This window comes from Buttiauxella sp. BIGb0471 (genome assembly GCF_024807715.1).
Lineage (GTDB): Bacteria > Pseudomonadota > Gammaproteobacteria > Enterobacterales > Enterobacteriaceae > Buttiauxella > Buttiauxella agrestis.
Genome location: NZ_JANUEU010000005.1, coordinates 157,854 through 178,330, shown reverse-complemented (window position 1 = coordinate 178,330; position 20,477 = coordinate 157,854). Strand labels below are relative to the sequence as shown.

Annotated in this window: 18 protein-coding genes and 1 other RNA gene; 8 read left to right on the top strand and 11 right to left on the bottom strand. The window is 50.2% G+C overall.

Translation table 11 applies throughout. The features are described 5' to 3' along the window. Positions 1–15: 15 nt before the first annotated feature. Both M2371_RS16730 and M2371_RS16725 read right to left on the bottom strand, forming a co-directional pair. Positions 16–837, bottom strand: a complete 822-nt coding sequence (locus M2371_RS16730; protein WP_259268219.1) for a GNAT family N-acetyltransferase — start codon at positions 835–837, stop codon at positions 16–18. 35 nt (positions 838–872) lie between these two features. Beyond that, the gene (locus tag M2371_RS16725) at positions 873–1,487 is read right to left on the bottom strand and encodes a YitT family protein (RefSeq protein ID WP_259268293.1); all 615 of its coding nucleotides are present in this window, start codon (positions 1,485–1,487) and stop codon (positions 873–875) included. Between the two features lie 90 nt (positions 1,488–1,577). Between M2371_RS16725 and M2371_RS16720 the strand changes: the two genes are divergently transcribed. Then, positions 1,578–3,008, top strand: a complete 1,431-nt coding sequence (locus M2371_RS16720; RefSeq protein ID WP_259268218.1) for a PLP-dependent aminotransferase family protein — start codon at positions 1,578–1,580, stop codon at positions 3,006–3,008. Positions 3,009–3,050: 42 nt separating this feature from the next. Here M2371_RS16720 and M2371_RS16715 read toward each other — a convergent pair whose 3' ends face one another. Further along, positions 3,051–3,689, bottom strand: coding sequence for a helix-turn-helix domain-containing protein (locus M2371_RS16715; protein ID WP_259268217.1), 639 nt, complete (start codon positions 3,687–3,689; stop codon positions 3,051–3,053). 260 nt (positions 3,690–3,949) lie between these two features. On the opposite strand from M2371_RS16715, the gene M2371_RS16710 reads away from it, so the two are divergent. The 5 genes from M2371_RS16710 (at position 3,950) to M2371_RS16690 (ending at position 11,044) form a co-directional block, all read left to right on the top strand. Next, positions 3,950–5,926 carry an alkyl/aryl-sulfatase gene (locus M2371_RS16710; RefSeq protein ID WP_259268216.1) on the top strand — a complete coding sequence of 659 codons (1,977 nt, stop codon included), beginning with the start codon at positions 3,950–3,952 and terminating at the stop codon, positions 5,924–5,926. A 787-nt stretch (positions 5,927–6,713) separates the two neighbouring features. Further along, positions 6,714–9,011 (top strand): type VI secretion system tip protein VgrG, encoded by a 2,298-nt coding sequence (locus M2371_RS16705; protein ID WP_259268215.1) that lies wholly within the window; start codon positions 6,714–6,716, stop codon positions 9,009–9,011. 3 nt (positions 9,012–9,014) lie between these two features. Then, positions 9,015–10,220, top strand: coding sequence for a hypothetical protein (locus tag M2371_RS16700; RefSeq protein WP_259268214.1), 1,206 nt, complete (start codon positions 9,015–9,017; stop codon positions 10,218–10,220). Between the two features lie 53 nt (positions 10,221–10,273). After that, positions 10,274–10,753, top strand: coding sequence for a hypothetical protein (locus tag M2371_RS16695; RefSeq protein WP_259268213.1), 480 nt, complete (start codon positions 10,274–10,276; stop codon positions 10,751–10,753). Positions 10,754–10,774: 21 nt separating this feature from the next. Next, complete coding sequence (locus M2371_RS16690; RefSeq protein ID WP_259268212.1) at positions 10,775–11,044, top strand: PAAR domain-containing protein; 270 nt, start codon at positions 10,775–10,777, stop codon at positions 11,042–11,044. 469 nt (positions 11,045–11,513) lie between these two features. On the opposite strand, the gene M2371_RS16685 is transcribed toward M2371_RS16690, so the two are convergent. Both M2371_RS16685 and ffs read right to left on the bottom strand, forming a co-directional pair. Continuing rightward, positions 11,514–11,873 (bottom strand): hypothetical protein, encoded by a 360-nt coding sequence (locus M2371_RS16685; RefSeq protein WP_259268211.1) that lies wholly within the window; start codon positions 11,871–11,873, stop codon positions 11,514–11,516. A 225-nt stretch (positions 11,874–12,098) separates the two neighbouring features. After that, an RNA gene (gene ffs, locus M2371_RS16680) (signal recognition particle sRNA small type) lies at positions 12,099–12,195 on the bottom strand. Between the two features lie 172 nt (positions 12,196–12,367). Between ffs and M2371_RS16675 the strand changes: the two genes are divergently transcribed. Beyond that, a complete protein-coding gene (locus tag M2371_RS16675) occupies positions 12,368–12,679 on the top strand; it encodes an MGMT family protein (RefSeq protein ID WP_259268210.1) in 312 nt (103 codons plus the stop codon). A 39-nt stretch (positions 12,680–12,718) separates the two neighbouring features. Here the strand turns inward: M2371_RS16675 and M2371_RS16670 are convergent, their stop codons facing one another. Continuing rightward, positions 12,719–13,294 (bottom strand): YbaY family lipoprotein, encoded by a 576-nt coding sequence (locus M2371_RS16670; RefSeq protein WP_034493727.1) that lies wholly within the window; start codon positions 13,292–13,294, stop codon positions 12,719–12,721. Positions 13,295–13,509: 215 nt separating this feature from the next. Here M2371_RS16670 and tesB point away from each other — a divergent pair, with 215 nt between their 5' ends. Beyond that, the gene (gene tesB, locus M2371_RS16665; RefSeq protein WP_034493726.1) at positions 13,510–14,370 is read left to right on the top strand and encodes an acyl-CoA thioesterase II; all 861 of its coding nucleotides are present in this window, start codon (positions 13,510–13,512) and stop codon (positions 14,368–14,370) included. 56 nt (positions 14,371–14,426) lie between these two features. On the opposite strand, the gene amtB is transcribed toward tesB, so the two are convergent. The 5 genes from amtB to M2371_RS16640 all read right to left on the bottom strand — a co-directional run bounded on the left by amtB (position 14,427) and on the right by M2371_RS16640 (position 20,397). Beyond that, a complete protein-coding gene (gene amtB, locus M2371_RS16660) occupies positions 14,427–15,713 on the bottom strand; it encodes an ammonium transporter AmtB (protein ID WP_259268209.1) in 1,287 nt (428 codons plus the stop codon). A 32-nt stretch (positions 15,714–15,745) separates the two neighbouring features. Continuing rightward, the gene (glnK, locus tag M2371_RS16655; RefSeq protein WP_002891893.1) at positions 15,746–16,084 is read right to left on the bottom strand and encodes a P-II family nitrogen regulator; all 339 of its coding nucleotides are present in this window, start codon (positions 16,082–16,084) and stop codon (positions 15,746–15,748) included. Positions 16,085–16,327: 243 nt separating this feature from the next. After that, entirely contained in the window at positions 16,328–18,106 is a 1,779-nt protein-coding gene (locus M2371_RS16650; protein WP_259268208.1) for a SmdB family multidrug efflux ABC transporter permease/ATP-binding protein, read from the bottom strand. Continuing rightward, a complete protein-coding gene (locus M2371_RS16645; RefSeq protein WP_259268207.1) occupies positions 18,099–19,877 on the bottom strand; it encodes a SmdA family multidrug ABC transporter permease/ATP-binding protein in 1,779 nt (592 codons plus the stop codon). The genes M2371_RS16650 and M2371_RS16645 overlap by 8 nt, the downstream gene beginning before the upstream one ends. 58 nt (positions 19,878–19,935) lie before the next feature. Then, positions 19,936–20,397 carry an Lrp/AsnC family transcriptional regulator gene (locus M2371_RS16640; protein WP_034493833.1) on the bottom strand — a complete coding sequence of 154 codons (462 nt, stop codon included), beginning with the start codon at positions 20,395–20,397 and terminating at the stop codon, positions 19,936–19,938. Positions 20,398–20,477 lie beyond the last annotated feature (80 nt).

Here is a 20,477-nt window from a genome sequence, read left to right as displayed (position 1 = left end):
ATGAATGCTTCCTGCTTAAAGATTGAGCAGCATTTCATATTGCGTACAGGGATCCTGACGGAAACCGCTGCTTTCGAAAAGTGGGGCGAAAGATTCCGGGATGGCCGTGGCGGTAAAAATCCCCGGGAAACGCTCACGTAAAAGCGTCAGCAATTTTTTGGCCTGCCCCTGACCACGTGCTGTTGGCTCAACATAAAGCATACGCACTCGCGGCGGCTGGGGAGAAGTCGCGACCATCGCGTAAGCCACGTCGTTCAGCACATAGGCCTTGCCGGGTAATTTATAGAGCGTCTCGGGTGCGGTCAGCCACGGCAAACGCTGACCGGAATCCGTCATCATTTTTCTCGCCATGACCATCGGGTCGATTTCTTGTAGCTCGCCCGTTTCGGTAAACAGCGTCGAATTCACCGCATTGAACCCCACGAGTGTCTGCTGGCGCACAAACCCCATGCGTTCATACAGCGCCAGCCCGCTGTCGTTACCGACAATCACCTCCAGCCACATCTTTTTATCGCCACGCGCACGCGCTTCATCGATTAATTGCTGCATGAACTGTTTGCCAAAGCCCTGACCGCGTAATTCAGGGCGAAGTGCAAATGCCGCCAGGCGGCTGGTTTGCCCACGGCGAGTGATGATTGCCAGCGCTTTCGGTTCACCGTCTTGTGTCCAGACTCTGCTGTCGTTAAAACTGATATCTTCGGCACTAAAACGCGACGCGAAGGTTTCACCATCGATGGTAAAAGGGACTAAATATCCTTCAAAACAATGAGAAAGAATTTCAGCCAATTGATAGCTATTCCAGTTCGCCGCCGCGTTACTCATGACCTTGTTGTGCATTGCTACCTCATCCGATGGTGTGTTTTTCATCCACATTAGGGCACAACAGTCGGTTCGACCAGGCTTTTTTCCCTTTGAATATGAATGCGAAACCACGGCAAACAGAGTTGAATAAGCGGGCCAATGGCCAGCGCATATAACACGGTGCCGACGCCAAATGTGCCACCCATCAGCCATCCCGCCAGTAAAACCGTTAACTCAATCGCCGTTCGCACACTGCGCACCGACCAGCCGGTACGGGCGTTAATCCCGGTCATCAAGCCATCACGTGGGCCGGAACCAAACCCGGCGCCAATGTACATACCGGTCGCTATCGCATTGACCAAAATGGCCGCCAGCAGCAAAACACTGCGTGCCATTAACGATTCAACCGGTGGCATCAGTGCTAACGCTGCATCCGCAGCAAGACCGAGAACGATCACGTTGCTGACTGTCCCCAGGCCCGGTTTCTGGCGCAGCGGGATCCACAGCAGCAACACCAGCGCCCCAACCAGAATCATCACCATGCCAATATTTAAAGAAAAGATCCGCGCCACGCCAAGGTGGAATACGTTCCAGGGATCGGCCCCCAAATTTGCCCGCACGAACATAGCCGTGGAAACTCCGTACAACACCAGTCCGGTATACAGTTGCAGCAAGCGACGAGCGATCATGATCTTTACCTCAGAAATCTGTTATGGCTTTACTTTTATACAAAATGGATATGAAATTAAGGTCCAGTTATCAAAAAGTGGATTGCTATGGCACAGCGCAGAACGGGATCGTCATCACTGGTAAAATTGCTGGGGAACTGGCATCAGGATTTACCGCGTACGCCCGTTTATCGGCAACTGGCGGACGGGCTACGGCTGTTGATTCTGGATGGTCGCCTGCCGTTGGATAGCCGCCTGCCAGGGGAGCGCGAGCTGGCTACAGCGCTGGGGATTAGCCGCACGACGGTAGCAACGGCTCTGGCGCAACTGCGTGATGAAGGTTATCTGGCAAGCCGCCAGGGTTCGGGTTCGATCACGATGCTGCCAGAAAGCGGGCAAACTGTTTCACCGCTGCCAGGACGGGCCGCCACACTGGATTTATCGACCGCCGCACTCAGCGCCGGGCCGGAGATTCATCAGGCCTATGCTAATGCCCTGATTGCACTGCCAGAACATCTCGGCAGCACCGGTTACAATCAGCAAGGCCTGCCTGAACTACGCGAAGTTATCGCGCAACGCTACGCTGCACGCGGGCTACCGACAAATGCCGATCAGATTATGATCGTCAACGGTGCGCTAAGTGGTTTTGGCCTGATTCTGCGCTTGCTGACCGGGCCTGGTGACCGTGTAGTGATCGATAATCCCACATACCCGATGGCGCTTTCAGCCATTAAGGGCGCATCGTGCCGGGCCGTTCCCGTTAGCCTGACCGAAGACGGTTGGGATACGGATGGGCTGGCGGCAACCATCGCACAAACATCGCCGCGCCTGGCCTATTTGCTGGCCGATTTCCATAACCCGAGCGGGCGTTGTATGGATGCTGCCACGCGTGCCGCTATCGCTGAGATTGCCGCCCGAACGCGCACCACCATTGTGGCCGATGAAACCATGGTCGATCTGTGGTACGACGCCCCTCCGCCGCCACCGCTCGCCGCTTTCGACGATGCAGACCGGGTGATCACGTTGGGTTCTGCCGGTAAAAGTTTCTGGGGCGGTTTGCGCCTGGGCTGGATACGCGCCAGCACGCGAACCATTGCGTCTCTGATTCAAATCCGCGATTCATTAGATTTAGGCTCACCGGTTCTTGAGCAACTTGCCGCCATTCACTTGTTCAGTGAAGCCGAAACCTTCCTGCCTCAACGCCGCGCATTATTGCGAGAGCGCCGAGATGCCTGCGCGCAAACCATCAAAGAGCTGTTCCCGGAGTGGAAAATTACCGTCGTGCCGCAAGGCGGTCTGTCCTGGTGGATTGAATTACCCAAACCGCTGGCAACGGTATTCGCGGCAAGTGCAGAGTCAATCGGGATACGCATTGGCGCAGGGCCTCGCTTTGGAACTGACGGCGCATTTGAGCGATATTTACGTTTGCCGTTTACGCTTGAACCGACGCAAATGCGTGCAGCCCTGGAACGATTAAAACCGCTTTGGGATAACCTGGCGCAAACTGGGAATGAATATATAAGAAGAGTGGTGGTTTGAGCGTCCAGATAATACCGATACTCATGTGATTTATTACAATCATTAGTATCCATCCGGCAAAACTTTGTTTATTGATACCAGCTTTCCATTCTTCATCGTAATATATCCACCCTCTTTTAAATCAGCCAGCACTCTGAATACATGAGTACGAGATAATTTGGTGCGACGTATAATAAAATTCGCCAGACCTTCACTTTCTTTGGGGTAGGTTTTAGCTCTGTAGAGATAACGGTACAACATGGGTTTGATTGTTTGATAGCTGGTGAGTTGCTTTCTCTCAGCGTGTAATTCAAGTGAGAAAATGGTCATAAAAATCAAAATATTTGATAATACCTGCATATTTTCAGTGCTTTGAAAGAAAATATTATCAAAGTTCTCATAAGAAATTTTAACGATTTTCACTGGTGTCATGCATTTATATTCAAAACTCAGTAGCGGACAATAGCGCTCCATCAAACCAATGGGCATAAAGTCAATCGCATTGCCAATAGTGAGTTCACTTTCTGCATGTAGAATAGCAACAGAACCTTCAACCGGAACATAAATAAAACCTGGCGTCAGATCTAATTTTTTAGTTACGGCAAAAGTCAATGGCTCTCCACTTTTGCAGATATCATTAACCTGACGCTCCATGTCCAGCGATTTATAATAACGATGAATATTTTCGAAGCTAGCCGCCATAACATATCCAATATATATCATCAGTAATTATAGTATAGCGCCATCAAATCAAAATGTCTGTACAAAATGAAAGACGTAATTCCATCTAAATAGCAAAATAAACTGTAGTCCCATATGGTACTACTTCATCATTATGTAATCGATTAAAGTTGACGAAGTGGTAAACATACAGGTTTTTCAAACCAGTTTATTCAAAATAAAGTGAAGTCTAAAAAATATTTCTTATCTTTTAGACTTTATTAAGTTTAGAGGTTGAATTAATGAGACTGAATCTAATAGCCACAAGCCTGATTGCTGCAGGTTTACTGACATCACTGTCAGTCAGCGCTGCAACGCCAGCGCCAACAAAAGATGCAACAGCTGCAACTCAGCAAGCGAATGAAGCACTTTACAATCAGCTGCCTTTTGCTGATAAAACTGATTTTGCCAATGCTCATAAAGGCTTTATCGCCGCCCTCCCGCAAGAGGCTATAAAGGGCGAGAAAGGCAATGTTATCTGGAACCCGCAGCAGTACGCTTTTATTAAAGAGGGCGATAAAGCACCAGCGACGGTTAACCCGAGCCTGTGGCGTCAGTCCCAGCTAATTAATATTAGCGGTCTATTTCAAGTGACCGATGGTGTTTACCAGATCCGTAACCTCGACCTTTCCAATATGACCATTATTGAAGGTAAAACCGGGATTACCGTTATCGACCCGCTGGTTTCTGCCGAAACCGCTAAAACGGCAATGGATCTGTATTATAAAAATCGCGGCAAAAAACCCGTTGTCGCGGTTATTTTCACCCACAGCCACGTTGACCACTACGGTGGCGTGCGGGGTGTGGTAGATGAAGCTGATGTCAAAGCGGGTAAAGTGAAACTTTATGCTCCGCAAGGCTTTATGGGTGCCGCAGTTGACGAGAACATTATGGCGGGTAATGCCATGAGCCGCCGTGCGAGCTATATGTATGGCAATCTTTTGCCTGCCGATGCAAAAGGCCAGGTCGGTGCGGGCCTGGGTACCACCACTTCTGCCGGTACTGTGACGTTACTGGCGCCAACAAACTACATCACTCACACCGGTCAGGAAGAAGTGATCGATGGTTTGACCTACGACTTTATGATGGCGCCTGGTTCGGAAGCGCCGTCAGAAATGCTGTGGTATGTCAAAGAGAAGAAGATGATAGAAGCAGCGGAAGATGTCACCCATACGCTGCACAACACGTATTCTCTGCGCGGGGCGAAAATCCGCGATCCGCTGGCATGGTCTAAATATATTAATGCAGCGATAGATCGTTGGGGCAGCGATGCTGAAATCATTATCGCTCAGCACCACTGGCCAACCTGGGGTCAGGAAAATGTCGTCAACCTGATGAAAGGCCAGCGCGATATGTATCGCTACATCAATGACCAGACGTTGCGTATGGCGAACGAAGGCCTGACCCGCGATGAAATTGCAGCCAACTTCAAACTCCCACCGAGCCTCGAGAAAACCTGGGCTAGCCGTGGCTATTACGGTTCCGTCAGCCACGATGTGAAAGCCACCTATGTGTTCTACCTCGGCTGGTTCGATGGCAACCCGGCAACACTTGATGAACTGCCGCCAGAGCAATCAGCGAAGAAATTCGTGGAATATATGGGCGGAGCAGACAGCATTCTGCAAAACGCGAAGTCTGATTACCGCCAGGGTAATTACCGCTGGGTGGCTCAGGTCGTGAGCAAAGTCGTATTTGCCGATCCCGATAACAAGGCTGCGCGTGAACTGGAAGCGGATGCGCTGGAGCAAATGGGGTATCAGGCAGAATCCGGCCCATGGCGTAACTTCTATTTGTCTGGGGCACAGGAACTGCGTAATGGTGTTGTCAAAGCTGCAACGCCAAATACCGCAAGCCCGGATACCGTTCGCGCCATGACGCCAGAAATGTTCTTCGATTATATGGCTGTGCATATCAACGGTGAGAAAGCGGCTAATGCCCACGCGGTGCTGAACTTTAACTTCGGCGACCAGGGCGGGAAGTACAAACTGGAACTGGAAAACGGTGTGCTTAACCACACGCCAAATTCAGCAGCCAGTAATGCTGACGCCACAATTAATGTTTCACGCGATACGCTCAATCGCATTGTGTTGAAAGAAGAAACATTGCAACAGGCGAAAGACAAAGGTGATGTAAAAATCACTGGGGATGCAGGAAAACTGGATGAAGTACTGGGTTATATGGACAAGTTTGATTTCTGGTTCAATATTGTAACGCCTTAACCGTCCCACCAAATAAGCACTCTATAACTTGAATGCCCTGTGACGTCAGTTGCGGGGCATTTTTAAGGATCATCGCGGTTAAACGTGAACCAATAGAAAACGGCAGTAAGAACGTTTAGGTTTGTATTCGCCAGAACACAAACAGCCACTCAACCGCCGTCTGCCATGAATGCTAATCTTTCTTCCCTCTTCTGAGAAGGTTTCACTGTTGATTCCTTCACTCATCCTGCGCCTGATGCTCTGCTTATTACACTCCGGCCTGACCCCGGTTTTGCACCATCCTGTCGTCGATGTGGTCGCAGTGACTGTGCTGTCCATGATGTTTCTGTTCGCCGTCTGCGCTGTTCCCGCTGCTGGATTGTCACTGAACGCATCTCATGGCTGCCTGAACGGCACACGTTGCGCCGCCTGATAATGGATGAGCTCGTGCTGTTTAAAGGTCATCGCTATGCAACTGTTGCGGTGGATGCAGATACACAACGGGTACTGTGGCCCGGCCATGAGCCGCTTTATTATCGAGTTCAGTGAGCGACTTGAAGTTCACTACTGAGAAAAGGCATTTACACAGAATGATAAACAGGCTCGATTCCTTATCTTGTACGTTTTCCTATCTAATCAAATCCATCTTCGTGATCGTCATCACAGTTACTATTTACCTTCAGCTCTACTTTTATCAATTCATAAAATACACATCATTATGATTTTATTACATTTGTTTTAATTATGAGTTGAGGGGGGATTAAATGCTCTGCTCAATGGTTCAATAATTTATTGAGGGAATAACGTCATGGCCTCAGACGGCACCCGCTTTACCTTCACCGCCGGGCGTACACCTGCGGACACCTTTGCGGTGGTGAACTTTACGCTAAAGCAGTCCCTCTCCTCCCTGTTCAGCCTGGAGATCACCGTCGCCTGCAATGACCCGGCGATTGGCTTTAAAGCCATTCTCGACGAATACGCGCTGCTCACCATCTGGCAGGGCGAGGTGATTAAGCGCCGGGTGCGTGGCATCGTCACCTTCTGCGAGCAGGGCGACAGCGGTAAACACCAGACGTTGTACCGCATGACGGTGCGCCCGGAGTTCTGGCGCAGTTCACAACGGCAGAACTGCCGCAGCTTTCAGAACTACGACATCCAGTATATTTTTGCCAAACTGCTGAAAGAGATGCGTATCCGCACGCATGACGCGCTGTTCCGTCGCCCGCATCCGGCACGCGAATTTTGCGTCCAGTTTATGGAATCCGATTACGATTTCATCGCCCGTCTCGCCGCCGAAGAGGGCATTTTTTTCTTCGAGGATGAATATCTCGACGACAGAGACCAGAAACTGACTTTCACCGATGACCGCAGCAACCTGCGCGGCCTCGGGACGTTCCCCTATAACCCGAATGCCGCCTCTGAATCGTCCACATACTGCATCAACACTTTCTGCCGCAGCGCACAAATCCGCCCGGCAAAAGTCACTACAAAGGACTACACCTTCACCGCCCCCGGCTGGCAGGCGCAGTATCAGGAAGAAGGCGCGGACCTGTCATATCAGCGTCCGGACTACGAAATCTTTGACTATCCGGGGCGTTTTAAGGATGAACAGCACGGGGCCGCTTTTGCGAAATATCAGATGGAAGGCTGGCGCAATAACGTCGATTTTGCCAGCGGCACCAGTAACTGCCCGCAATTGCAGCCGGGGCGCTGGTTTACGCTCACCGACCATCCGCGTGAAGATTTAAACAGCCCGTGGCAGGTGGTGTCGAGCGAGATGACCGGCAGCCAGTCGCAGGCGCATATCGGCAGCGCCGGCCAGGGCACCACGCTCACCAACAGTTTTCATGTTATCCCGGCCACACAAACCTGGCGCCCGGCGCCGTTGCCGAAACCGCTGATGGACGGCCCGCAAATCGGGATTGTTACCGGTCCTGCCGGGGAAGAAATCTACTGCGACGAGCACGGGCGCGTGACGGTGAAATTTGCCTGGGACCGCTACAACAAAAGCAACGAAGAAAGCTCGTGCTGGGTGCGCGTCTCGCAGGCGTGGGCGGGCACGGGATTCGGCAACATCGCCATTCCGCGCGTCGGCCAGGAAGTGATTGTCGATTTCCTCAACGGCGACCCGGACCAGCCCATCATTACTGGGCGAACCTATCACGCCGCCAACCGCGCACCGGGCGACCTGCCGGGGACGAAAACCCAGATGGCGATACGCTCGCAGACGTATAAGGGTAATGGATACAACGAACTGATGTTTGACGACCAGACCGGCCAGGAACTGCTGTCGATGCATGCCCAGAAGGACATGAAGACGGTGGTGCTGAATGATCAGTTTTATAACGTTCAGCATGACAGAGAAAAGTGCATTGGTAACGATCAGCGTCTGTCTGTCGGACGAGATGACACCATTGTTGTAGAAAGGGACCGACACATTACGATAAAAGGTGGTTGGCATCTGGATGTAAAGACACATCGCGAGGAGTATTCCCATGCCAACTTTCATAATGAAATTTCAGGCGACTTTTCACGGTTAACTGAAGGTAAAGAAACTATTTTAACCGGGAAGGAAAATACTACTCAGGCCAAAAAAATAATTCTGAAAGGAAATGAAAAAATTGATATTCAGGGGCCGATGGGGAGGATCACTATAGATGATAAAGGGATAACTCTTGACGCTCCCATTATTAATCTGCGTGGCATAGTCAAAATCACACCACCAACAGTGAATGTTCTGGCTAAAATGAACAACGCTGGACAAAGTTTTACAGATTCGGAGATAAATCAGTCTGCATTTTCAGAGAGCACCGAAGAGCCAGAATCCCAGCCACCAGAAAATAACAACCCTAACTCTGACATTCCTCCGCCCCAGGATAACGCTGACGACAAAGATGAAAATGAACCTTATCAGTTACGCTTCCAGCTTACTGATGATGAGCATAAACCATTCATCACCAAAAATTACATCGCATTTCTTAAGGACGGAAGTACCACCAGGGGTACCACAGACAGCCGGGGATACACTGAAACATTTCAGGCTGAGGAAGTAGAAAATATACATATTGATGTGGTACTTGATAACAACCAAAAGGACATTTTATAGTCTATGAATATATATGCTAAATTCTCCGTAAAAGCTGTCGGTATTGATGACTGCTCCGCTATCGATTTCAGTCGATACAGCTATATTATTAAACTTTGTCATACATCAGATCGCGATAACGTCATTTCCTCCGAACCTGAAACAAAATTTTCTCAATCAGGTGAATCCTCGCTGCACTGTATGAACTATACAGGCTCCTCATCCGAACTTCCTGTTACCTATTGCGATATCTATTGTGCAGGTGTTTGTACGGATAAAATTTATATTAAATCTTTCTCCGACGGGGAAAGTAGTCACGACTGGACGGTACTGAATAAAAAATTCAGCAAAGGTGAAACGACTCAGAGCAAAAACTACGATAAAATCTGTAATATTTCCAGTCATCGCATCTTTATTGATTCGCAGTTTCCAGTGGGTCATCCGGATGACCCATTTGAGAAAAGTAAGATAGAACGACAATTGGCGGCACGGTTGAAGTTTCAGCCATCCCCAAATGATTATATGAAGAACAAATATCCAGACCAGCAAGATAGCAGCTTGTGTGGACCCGCTGCATTTATTTACTCTCTATTGAAAGATCGACCTGATTTATATGCCAATTTTATTAAAGAATTATGGAATACAGGGTCTTCTGAATTGGTTAACATAACCATATCTCCAAGCAAAGGGACGACGACGCCTATTAATTATACAAAGCCAACAGGAAGGACACGAGTTCCTGCTATAGATTGGATTGCGCTTGCAAGCCTTAGAGATTGCGAAAACACTATTATGTCATATAGCTCTCCTGATGATGAAATATCTGGAATTACTATGCCTGATAGTATTGTAAATTGGGCAAGTGCAGTTGGTTCAAATATCATTTACCATGAAATGAAAATCACTCATTTTTCTAGAGATACTATTGTACAGCTAAGTCAATATGTTGACTCTTCAAACCATGTTGCGATATTAATTGATCATGAGTTACTTCTTGGTGGTAGAACCGGATACCCTACTCACTGGGTGGTATGGGAAAGCAAGTTAAAAAACGCCCTCACCAATAATCCAATAAACATCAACACATCCGATAGTGAATTAGTATGCCTTGATTTATTTTCATGGGGTGAAATGAAAAGTATGAATTCTTTCGATATCAATAGGAATAGAGGATTTAAAGATTTTTGCTCTTTCATTTATGGAGCAGTGGTATTCAGTAAAATACCCTAAAAACACAAAATTAGTAAAATATATGACTCATAATTACCATTAAGGATTGAATCATGATCATTCTTGAAAATATAAAAAAAACCATAACCTTTAAAATACCATTATTAATACCCCTATTAATACTAAGTGGATGTTGCTCATTAGTTTCCAAAAACAATTTAGTCTTTACGCCTGATCAACTTCCTAATGCAGTAATTGGAAAACCATATAATATTAGAATTACTCATTCAGGTGCTCATATCGCCAGTCTCGGAGTGTTGGGTGAAAAACATTATTATGAAGTTACTCATCTAAAAAACGGTTTAACTATAAATTCAAACACCCCAAATACTAATGGCTTAATAGAAATATCTGGATTACCGATTAATACAGGCACTGAGACTTTTATAATTGAAGGCTCAACGTCTGGCACCCAATGTCCGGGGATTCAATTTAGCAAAACCTACACAATTACTACAGTAGCAAATGAACAAGAAGCAAAGACATCAATTATAGCATTACACAATAACAATTTAATAACAGCATGTCGCTGAAAATTAGAGAGGAGCAATACTATGTCCGGAATCCCCATAATTATGAAAGGTGATAAAACTAGTCACGGTGGAACCGTAATAGAAGGATTTGATGGAATTACCTGGCAGGGACTTCCTGTTGCAGGTGTAGGACATATGGTCACGTGTCCTTTATGTGAAGGCAAATTCCCTATCGTGGCTGGCACACCACAAATGACTTATTGCGGGGTTAGTGTCGCTGTACAAGATATGAAAACTGCCTGCGGAGCTAAGTTAATTCCTTCTCAGCAATTGTTTTGCATTTCGGTTTGATTCATCCAAATCGGATATCGGCTAAAAAAAGGTTCATCGCGGTTAAGCGTGAACCAATGGAAAACGGCGGTAAAAAGGGTTAGTTTTGTATTCGCCAGAACACTAACCCGCCACTCAACCGCCATCTGCCATGAATGCTAATCTTTCTTCCCTCTTCTGGGAAGGTTTCACTGTTGATTCCTTCACTCATCCTGCGCCTGATGCTCTGCTTATTACACTCCGGCCTGACCCCGGTTTTGCACCATCCTGTCGTCGATGTGGTCGCAGAGACTGTGCTGTCCATGATGTTTCTGTTCGCCGTCTGCGCTGTTCCCGCTGCGGGATTGTCACTGAACGCATCTCATGGCTGTCTGAACGGCAACTTTACACGTCCTCGCTGGCGACCTGGGTAGAATCGCTCACCCGGTTATTGTCCGTTAAGTATGTGGTACAGTTGACGGGTCGTAAGTGTACAGCGAGAACCGTCTGGTCATAATCTGATGTATCCGACAAAGTGGTGGGAACCAAAGTGTCGGATATGCAGAAAAATGTAACTTCCGGCAGGCGTAAAGGCTGCCCTAATTATCCTCCCGAATTTAAGCAGCAGCTCGTTGTGGCTTCCTGTAAGGTACGACTTCACGCATCTATTGATCGTCAAAATCTCACGCTCGCCCACCGCTTCTTTTTTGGTGTTGGTGTACTTCTCAAGTTCTCGACTGAGATCCGGAAATAATTGCCTTTTCTTTTTCACCAAGTCAGAAGCAGCCGCAGAAGAAGATGAGTGTGTAGGGATGGCCAGTGGAACACAGGCGAAAGACTGTGAGGTGATGTATTGCTCTGCACGTTTCATAGCTTCACGCTTTGAACGTGTACGCAGAGAAATGTGAATCTCGCGCCGTCTCCGAGGTGTTAAATATACTCGACGGTAGTACCAGATTCCGTGACGGGATAGCATCAGATGTGACATTGATTGGCCTTCTAAGTGATACACAAAAGTTGTAACACCAGCGGATCAATGCAAAGAAATAAGATTTTTAGCTATAAAAATCATAGCATTAGCATAATTGGGTGGGGGCCCTGCCAGCTACATCCCGGCACACGCGTCATCTGCTGCGGCTGCTTCCTTCCGGACCTGACCGAATTCACAAATTAGCATTGCGGGAGAACCAACAGAGCCCCCATTGAGAGCGCTAGTTACCTAACGCGCTGGCGCATTATCCATGTTGCCCTATGCAATTGCAAGCAACGAGCGGTCAGGTGTTGGTTTCTTGCGCAGCCTGCGTTTTGCTTCCTTGTTTGATGGCCGGCGATTATCCTGTACAGCAGGCGTTTACGAGGTTTGCTATGGATAACAATGATTCATTCCCGATGCGGGTTTTCCAAATTATTGCTGCTATTCCAGAAGGTTGCGTCACCACTTATGGCGATGTCGCACGTCTGGCGGGATCTCCGCGTGCAGCAAGACAAGTCGGCGGCGTTCTCAAACGTTTGCCCGAAGGCAGCAAACTGCCGTGGCACCGGGTGGTGAATCGCCACGGGCATATTTCCCTGACCGGCCCGGATTTACAACGCCAACGGCAAGCCCTGCTTTCAGAAGGCATTATGGTTTCTGGCGATGGGAAAATTGATATGGAACGCTATCGCTGGAATTATTGAAAAGCGCCTCGGGTGAGGCGCTTCGCATTATGGTGAAGATCAGAACTGCGTTGGCGCAGGAACCGCTGCTGAAGGATTCACCTGAGTCGGTGAAGTTGATGGAACCGTTGTCATCGCACCGCCACTGGCCTGAACAGGAACCGCCGTTTGTTGGACCGGCACCAGTGTCAGATCGACTTTTTTCCCGCCCTGGTTAATCACCGGCTGAATAGTATCGGTGATAAACATCAGTTTATCGTTCACGGTAATCGCCGCACTCAGGATAATTCGCGCATTCGGCTGAATATCTGCTGGGTTAAACGGCAGCACAAAGCTGAACGGTGACTGCTTCCCTTCCGTGCGAACGGCTTTCTGTGACAATACTCGTGACGGCGCATCAGCCATAGAGGCATCAGACAGCGTGACAGTGAGTACCGCATCCGGTGGTAAAGCGACTTTCTGACGAATCCATACCGTACCGGAAACATTAGGCTGTGCAATATCAGACTGCGCAGTTGCTGCTGCCGAAGTTGTTGTAGCGGCAGGTGCAGGCGTTGGGATATCAGCGCTTTTCTGCGCGCATCCCGCCATCGCTACGGCAATGGCTAAACCACTTAACGTGTGCACAAGTTTCATTGATTTGTTCTCCTTATTATCAATGCACCAGCAGGCCGTAGGCCCACGAGTAATGAGTGGTTAAACTTACTTATCACGCTAAGTGTGGCACATATAACTGGTTTTTGCCCAAAAGCGAAACCGATCGTCAGGTCGGGCCACTACGTGGAGATTGCAGGAAACCTGTTATAATCAGGCCAATTGCACGATTTTATTTATTTTATTGAGGACCTTTTATGAGTCAGGCGCTCAGCAATTTATTGGCATTACTCAATCTGGAAAAGATTGAAGAAGGTATTTTTCGTGGCCAGAGCGAAGACTTAGGTTTACGTCAGGTGTTCGGTGGGCAGGTAGTTGGCCAGGCGTTGTATGCCGCCAAAGAAACCGTGCCGGTTGACCGTCTGGTGCATTCATTTCACAGCTATTTTTTGCGCCCCGGCGATAGCCAGAAACCTATCGTTTATGACGTTGAAACCCTGCGCGACGGGAATAGTTTCAGCGCCCGCCGCGTGGCTGCGATTCAAAATGGCAAACCGATTTTCTACATGACCGCGTCTTTCCAGGCGCCAGAGCCGGGCTTTGAACATCAAAAAACCATGCCTGCTGCCCCGGCCCCTGAAAATCTGAAATCAGAAACTGAAATTGCGATGGCATTTGAGAAACTTCTGCCTCAAACGCTGAAAGAAAAGTTTCTGTGTGAGAAACCGCTGGAGATTCGCCCGGTGGTTTTCCATAACCCAATGCAGGGCCATGTTGATGAACCGGTACGCCAGGTGTGGATGAAAGCTAACGGTAAAATGCCTGCCGATTTGCATGTACATCAGTATTTGCTCGGATATGCGTCGGACTTTAACTTCCTGCCTGTCGCCCTTCAGCCGCATGGCGTCGGTTTCCTCGAACCGGGAATGCAGGTCGCCACCATCGATCACTCAATGTGGTTCCATCGCCCGTTCGATATGAACGATTGGCTGCTGTATAGCGTGGAAAGTACCTCCGCCTCGAGTGCTCGTGGCTTTGTGCGCGGGGAGTTTTATTCTCGTGATGGGGTGTTAGTGGCATCGACGGTGCAGGAAGGCGTGATGCGCAAGCGGGGTTAATCCTGAAAGCATAAAAAAAGCGGAGCCTGCGCTCCGCTTTTTTATTAACGTGTTACTTATGCGTTGTAAGCATTCTCGCCATGGCTGTTAACGTCCAGACCTTCGCGCTCATGCTCTTCCGGCACGCGCAGGCCGACAGTCAGGTCAGCAACTTTGAAGCCGATGAAGGCGACTACCGCAGACCACAGAATCGTCACACCGATACTTTCCAACTGCACCAAAACTTGATGGCCCATGGTCACGCCTTCTGCGTAGCCCACGCCGCCCAGAGAAGGTGAAGCGAAGATACCGGTCATGATGCAGCCAACAATACCGCACACGCCGTGGACACCGAACACATCACAAGGGTCATCAACACGCAGCCATTTCTTCAGCAGCGTCACGCCCCACAAGCCCGCCAGACCCGCAACGATACCGATAATCAGTGCGCCGCCGACGCCAACATAACCACACGCTGGGGTGATACCGACCAGGCCTGCAATGGCACCGGAACACGCGCCCAACAGAGAAGGTTTGCCGCGCAATGCCCACTCGCCGAAGACCCAACCCAGCACCGCAGCCGCTGTTGCAACAACCGTGTTCACAAAGGCCAGGGCTGCGATTTCGTTTGCAGCACTGGCTGAACCGGCGTTGAAACCGAACCAACCGAAGTACAGGATTGCCGTACCGGTAAACACCATCGGCAAGTTGTGTGGTTTGAAGGCTTCTTTACCGTAACCCACACGTTTACCAATCAGGTAAGCGCCCACCAGGCCTGCAACCGCGGCGTTGATGTGAACCACTGTACCGCCTGCGAAGTCCATCGCGCCGTGCGTTGCCAGTAAACCGCCGCCCCAAACCATGTGTGCGATTGGCAGGTAAGACAGCGTCAGCCAAATCACCACAAAGATAAGCACCGCAGAGAAACGAATACGTTCAGCCAGCGCGCCGACAATCAAGCCAACGGTGATACAGGCGAAAGAGCCCTGGAACGCAACGTGAATATACTGGTAGAAAGAACCGGTCAGCGCGGTGAGTTGGATGTTTTTGAGCATCAACCAGTCGAAGTTACCGAAGAAACTTCCGCCGGTGCCGAAGGTCAGTGAGTAGCCATAAACCACCCACAGCACACAAACCAGTGCAAACGTGACCGTAATTTGCGTCAGCATCGACAGCACGTTTTTGGAGCGAATCAGGCCGCCGTAAAACAGCGCCAACCCAGGAATTGTCATAAACAGCACCAGTGCGGTGCTAATCATCATAAAGGCGTTGTCTGCTTTATCGGCCACAGCCGGTGCCGCCAGAGCAATTGATGGCGCAAGTGCCAGGGCTACAACGCCTAAGATAGAGGCTAATTTCTTCATTTTTCCATCCCTTTCACGAGTGGCTAAGACGATTACAGTGCGGCTTCGTCGGCTTCGCCGGTACGAATGCGGATGACGCGTTGCAGTTCGGCAACGAAAATTTTCCCATCGCCAATTTTGCCGGTGTAGGCAGCTTTGCTAATAACATCAATTACTTCGTCGAGTTGATCGTCGGCAATTGCTACATCAATTTTCACTTTTGGCAGGAAATTGACGCTGTATTCAGCACCGCGGTACAACTCAGCGTGACCTTTCTGGCGACCAAAGCCTTTCACTTCGGTGACAGTCAGCCCTTGAATACCGATTGAAGACAGCGCTTCACGCACATCTTCGAGTTTGAACGGTTTAATCACCACGGTAACTAGCTTCATAGATCCTCTCCAGTGAGAATTGGCAAACGACACGATTTAGATAAAGCAAAGGTCATGCCAAAATTGAAAAACAGTTTTTCCAGTGCGTTGAGCTGCACCAAATGGGGATTTTAAGGAGAGAAATAACGATGACTGGGATTAAGAAAGTTCTTAGGAAATAAAAACGCACCATTTAAGTGCATGGTGCGTTTCACTTCTGCACCAACGGCGATAACCATTGGTTTTATGCGTGATTTTGGTGCATCACGCGGTGGCGGGTTCTTCGCGCGTGGCGGCGGCTAATTCTTCGCCAGCCAGTTGCAGCTGATACATTTGCCAGTATCGCCCTTGCGCAGCCAGTAATTCACGGTGTGTACCGCGCTCAACAGCCTGCCCACGATGCAGCACCATAATGGTATCGGCATCGGTTATCGTCGATAAACGGTGCGCAATAACCACAAGTGTGGTGTGCTCGCGGACAACCGCCAGCGCCTGCTGAATAGCCTGCTCGGTGCCTGAGTCAATATTAGCCGTGGCTTCATCGAGGATAAGGATCTGCGGTGCATCCACCAGCACTCGCGCCAGCGCCAGTAACTGCTTTTGGCCGACGGACAAATTATTGCCCTGCTCGCCGAGGCGCGTGTGAATGCCTTCGCTCATGGTGCGCGCCAGTTCCGCAAGCTGCACGGTTTCCAGCGCCTGCCAGACTGCCGCTTCGCTGATGTCGCGCCCAAGCGTGACGTTTGCAAAGAATGAGTCCGCCAGCACCACCGGATCTTGTTGCACCATCGCAACCCCCTGGCGCAATACGCTGTGGCTTAAGGTATCGAGCGGGCGGCCATCAAGACGGACTTCGCCTTTTGTCAGCGGGTAATAGCCCATCAATAAGTTGGCGAGAGTACTTTTCCCGCTTCCGGTGTGCCCGACGAGCGCCACAAAACTGCGCGCTGGAACATCCAGATTAATGTCCTGCAATACCAGGCGATCGCCACGGTATGAGAACGACACGTTATCCACTTCAATGCGGCCACTTTCCAGCGGGCGATTGTCGTTGCCGTAATCCTGACGCTTGCCGTCCATTAACTCAAACACACGCTCACCAGCAACCACCGCCTGTTGCAGCATGGATTGTTGGGTGGTGAGTTCGATTAACGGTTCGTTAAGACGCCCCAGATAGTTGATAAAGGCATACAGCACGCCAACTTCAATGGTGCCTACCGAGGTAAAACCGAACAGCATCAGCAGGCCGCAAAGAACCATCGCGGAGAAAAGACTCAGCAACGGGCGCAGTAAAAAACCATCGAGGCGCAGGGTTTGCATCCGCGCCAGATAATGTGAGCGGCTGGCGGCATTCATGCGCTCGCCAAAACGCGCCTGCTGGCGGAACTGCTGGATAACGCTCATGCCGGAGATGACTTCGTTAAAGCCATCGTTGATATCCGCCAGATAGCTACGCACACGGCGCACAATAGGCGTGCTGTAGCGCTGGTAAATAAACATCACGATAATCACTGCCGGGAAGATGGTGATAGCCACCGTCGCCATGCGCCAGTCGAGGGTGAACATCGCCACCAGCATCGCGCCAATCAGCGCTGCACTGCGCAAAACCGTCGCCACGACGGTGACGTACAAATCGCGAATCACTTCAGTATCGTTGGTAACGCGAGAGATCAACTGCCCAACCGGCTGAGTATCAAAGGTGCTGAGTGGCTGGCGCAGGGCGGCATCCATTACGTCGGTACGCAGCTTTTGCACCACGCCTACAGCGGCCTGGTTAAATAACAGTGCCTGCCAGTAATGCAGACCTGCGGCTGAAATAGATAAAAATAAATACGCCGTGGCCAGCCCGGCCACTGCCGCAATCGGCAGGCGATGTTCAGACACCATGTTGTCGATGAAGTAACTCACCAGAATGGGGCCTGTCACTTCGGCTGCTGCGGCAATCCACAACATCACCACCGCCCCCGCAAGCGGTTTACGCCACGGAGAGCCATAAGCCAGCAGGCGTTTTATGGTTGGCCACTGCTTGATTGCCTTACGCATTGGCGGGTTCCTCGTCGGCCGTATTTTCTGGCGCGTCATCCAGCGCCGCTTCCAGCTGTTGATAACGATACATGTCGCGATACCAACCCGGCATTCCCACCAGCACATCGTGATTCCCGCGCTGCACGATATGCCCGTGCTGCATCACCAGAATTTCCGAGGCTTCTGTCAGCGCCGACAAACGATGTGCGCTGATGATCACCGTGCGGTTTTCACCCCACTGGCGCAAATTATGCAGGATCTGGTGTTCGGTGCGCCCATCGACTGCCGAAAGAGCATCGTCAAGAATCAAAATTTCCGCATCGAGTAATAACGCCCGCGCGATAGAGATACGCTGTTTCTGGCCGCCAGAGAGCATCACACCACGCTCACCAACTTCCGTTTCGTAACCTTGCGGTAGACGCAGAATATCGTCATGCACGCTGGCAAGCCTGGCGACGTGTTCAATTTCTTCCTGCGTCGCGCCCGGTTTGCCAAGCGCAATATTGCTGGCAACGGTATCGGAGAACAGGAACGGCGTTTGGTTCACAACGGCCAGACGGCTGCGCCAGGAATCGAGCTTCATCTGTGGCAATGCAATGCCGTGGAAGCAAATTTCGCCCTGGTCGATATCAAAGTGACGCTGAAGGAGCGAGAGAATAGTACTTTTCCCGGCGCCCGTTGGCCCGCAAAGGCCAAGCATTTCACCCGGTTTCAAGGTGAAAGAGACGTTCTCAAGCGTCGGGCGCGTGGTTTGTGGGTAATGGAACGCCTGAATATTCGCTTCTACCGTGCCGCGCCCCGCTGGAGCTTCATGCTCCCCATCAACCACTGACGGCGCTTCGGCTAACATGCTGCGGATACGGCTGTACGCCGCGCTGCCGCGCTCAACGATATTGAACATCCACGCCAGCGCCAGCATTGGCCAGATCATCAGCCCAAGATACATCACGAAACTGGTCAATTGGCCGAGTGTCAGCGTGCCCTGAATAACCATCCAACTCCCGCCGCCAATCGCCAGCAGGTTTGCCGTGCCGATAGTGATGTAAATCGTCGGATCGAAACGCGCATCCACGCGTGCGACTTTCATGTTTTTCGCTCCGGCATCTTTGGCTTCGGCAGCAAACAGCGCGGACTGGCGGTCTTCCAGACCAAAGGCTTTGATCATACGGATACTGGATAAACTTTCTTGCGTGCGGTCGTTGAGCGTTGAGAATGCGGCCTGCGCGAGTTTGAAACGATGATGTAACTGGTCGCCATAACGCTTAATCACCAGCGCCATAATGGGCATCGGCAGCAGCGCCAGCAGCGTCAATTCCCAGCTGATTTGCGTCGACATAACAATCAACACCGCGCAGCCCATCACCAACGAATCCACCAGCGTTAATACGCCCTCGCCTGCGGCAAACACCACGCGATCGACATCGTTGGTGGCTCGCGCCATTAAATCCCCAGTGCGGTGGCGCAGATAGAACTCGGGATGCTGGCGGCTTAACTGGCGGTAATAATCTTCGCGAAGTTCCACCGCGAGTTGGTATGACGCGCCAAATAACAGCACGCGCCAGACGTAACGCAACATGTAGACAACGACCGCGATGACCAGCATGACGCCAATCCACATCAGCACGTCAGAGCCTGAAAGTGTGTGTTGGGTGACGCCATCAACAATCACGCCCACAAGTTTAGGCGGCACAAGTTGCAGGATGGCAATGATAATCAGCAAGGCAACTGCCCCGAGATAGCGTCGCCATTCGCGGGTGAAGTACCAGCTTAGTTGAGCAAATAATCGCACGCAGTCAGATTCCTGAGAAATACTAGTGAAATGCTATTGAAGGCCGGGAGCGCGGGTTTCAACGCTCTAATGGCAAAGCCGTGGTGTATTTTATCTGTTCCATGGCAAAACTCGAAGTGACATCGCTTAAACCAGGAATACCGTTCACCAGCCGTTTGTAAAAATCATCGTATCGTTTCATGTCTTCTACCTGTACACGCATCAGGTAGTCATACTCCCCTGCCATCCGCCAGAAACCCAGTACTTCGGGCATTTCGGCAACCACTGATACAAATTTGCAGTACCACTCGCTGCTGTGATGCTGGGTTTTAATGAGCACAAAAGCCGTCAACCCAAGGCCCAGTTTTTCTGGATCGAGTAATGCGACTTTTGCCCGGATAACGCCGTCGTCTTCAAGCCGTTTCAGGCGTTTCCAGCAAGGGGTGGTGGTCAGATTAACGGCATCAGCGAGAGCCTGCAAAGAGAGGGTGCAGTCGATTTGCAACAAGGATAGCAGCTTACGGTCAATTTTATCTAACATGGCGACCTCAGGGAGAAATTTTTTCTCCATTTAATTCCCTGGGAAGGCTAAAAGGCAACTTTTTTATCCTGTTTTTGCAT

What these genes read in the sequence shown, in the direction of transcription:
- M2371_RS16705 (WP_259268215.1), top strand. Translation starts at nt 6,714, where the DNA reads ATGGCCTCAGACGGCACCCGCTTTACCTTCACCGCCGGGCGTACACCT.
- M2371_RS16730 (WP_259268219.1), bottom strand. Translation starts at nt 837, where the DNA reads ATGCACAACAAGGTCATGAGTAACGCGGCGGCGAACTGGAATAGCTAT.
- M2371_RS16715 (WP_259268217.1), bottom strand. Translation starts at nt 3,689, where the DNA reads ATGGCGGCTAGCTTCGAAAATATTCATCGTTATTATAAATCGCTGGAC.
- amtB (WP_259268209.1), bottom strand. Translation starts at nt 15,713, where the DNA reads ATGAAGAAATTAGCCTCTATCTTAGGCGTTGTAGCCCTGGCACTTGCG.
- glnK (WP_002891893.1), bottom strand. Translation starts at nt 16,084, where the DNA reads ATGAAGCTAGTTACCGTGGTGATTAAACCGTTCAAACTCGAAGATGTG.
- tesB (WP_034493726.1), top strand. Translation starts at nt 13,510, where the DNA reads ATGAGTCAGGCGCTCAGCAATTTATTGGCATTACTCAATCTGGAAAAG.
- M2371_RS16670 (WP_034493727.1), bottom strand. Translation starts at nt 13,294, where the DNA reads ATGAAACTTGTGCACACGTTAAGTGGTTTAGCCATTGCCGTAGCGATG.
- M2371_RS16650 (WP_259268208.1), bottom strand. Translation starts at nt 18,106, where the DNA reads ATGCGTAAGGCAATCAAGCAGTGGCCAACCATAAAACGCCTGCTGGCT.
- M2371_RS16640 (WP_034493833.1), bottom strand. Translation starts at nt 20,397, where the DNA reads ATGTTAGATAAAATTGACCGTAAGCTGCTATCCTTGTTGCAAATCGAC.
- M2371_RS16675 (WP_259268210.1), top strand. Translation starts at nt 12,368, where the DNA reads ATGGATAACAATGATTCATTCCCGATGCGGGTTTTCCAAATTATTGCT.
- M2371_RS16690 (WP_259268212.1), top strand. Translation starts at nt 10,775, where the DNA reads ATGTCCGGAATCCCCATAATTATGAAAGGTGATAAAACTAGTCACGGT.
- M2371_RS16720 (WP_259268218.1), top strand. Translation starts at nt 1,578, where the DNA reads ATGGCACAGCGCAGAACGGGATCGTCATCACTGGTAAAATTGCTGGGG.
- M2371_RS16710 (WP_259268216.1), top strand. Translation starts at nt 3,950, where the DNA reads ATGAGACTGAATCTAATAGCCACAAGCCTGATTGCTGCAGGTTTACTG.
- M2371_RS16695 (WP_259268213.1), top strand. Translation starts at nt 10,274, where the DNA reads ATGATCATTCTTGAAAATATAAAAAAAACCATAACCTTTAAAATACCA.
- M2371_RS16685 (WP_259268211.1), bottom strand. Translation starts at nt 11,873, where the DNA reads ATGAAACGTGCAGAGCAATACATCACCTCACAGTCTTTCGCCTGTGTT.
- M2371_RS16700 (WP_259268214.1), top strand. Translation starts at nt 9,015, where the DNA reads ATGAATATATATGCTAAATTCTCCGTAAAAGCTGTCGGTATTGATGAC.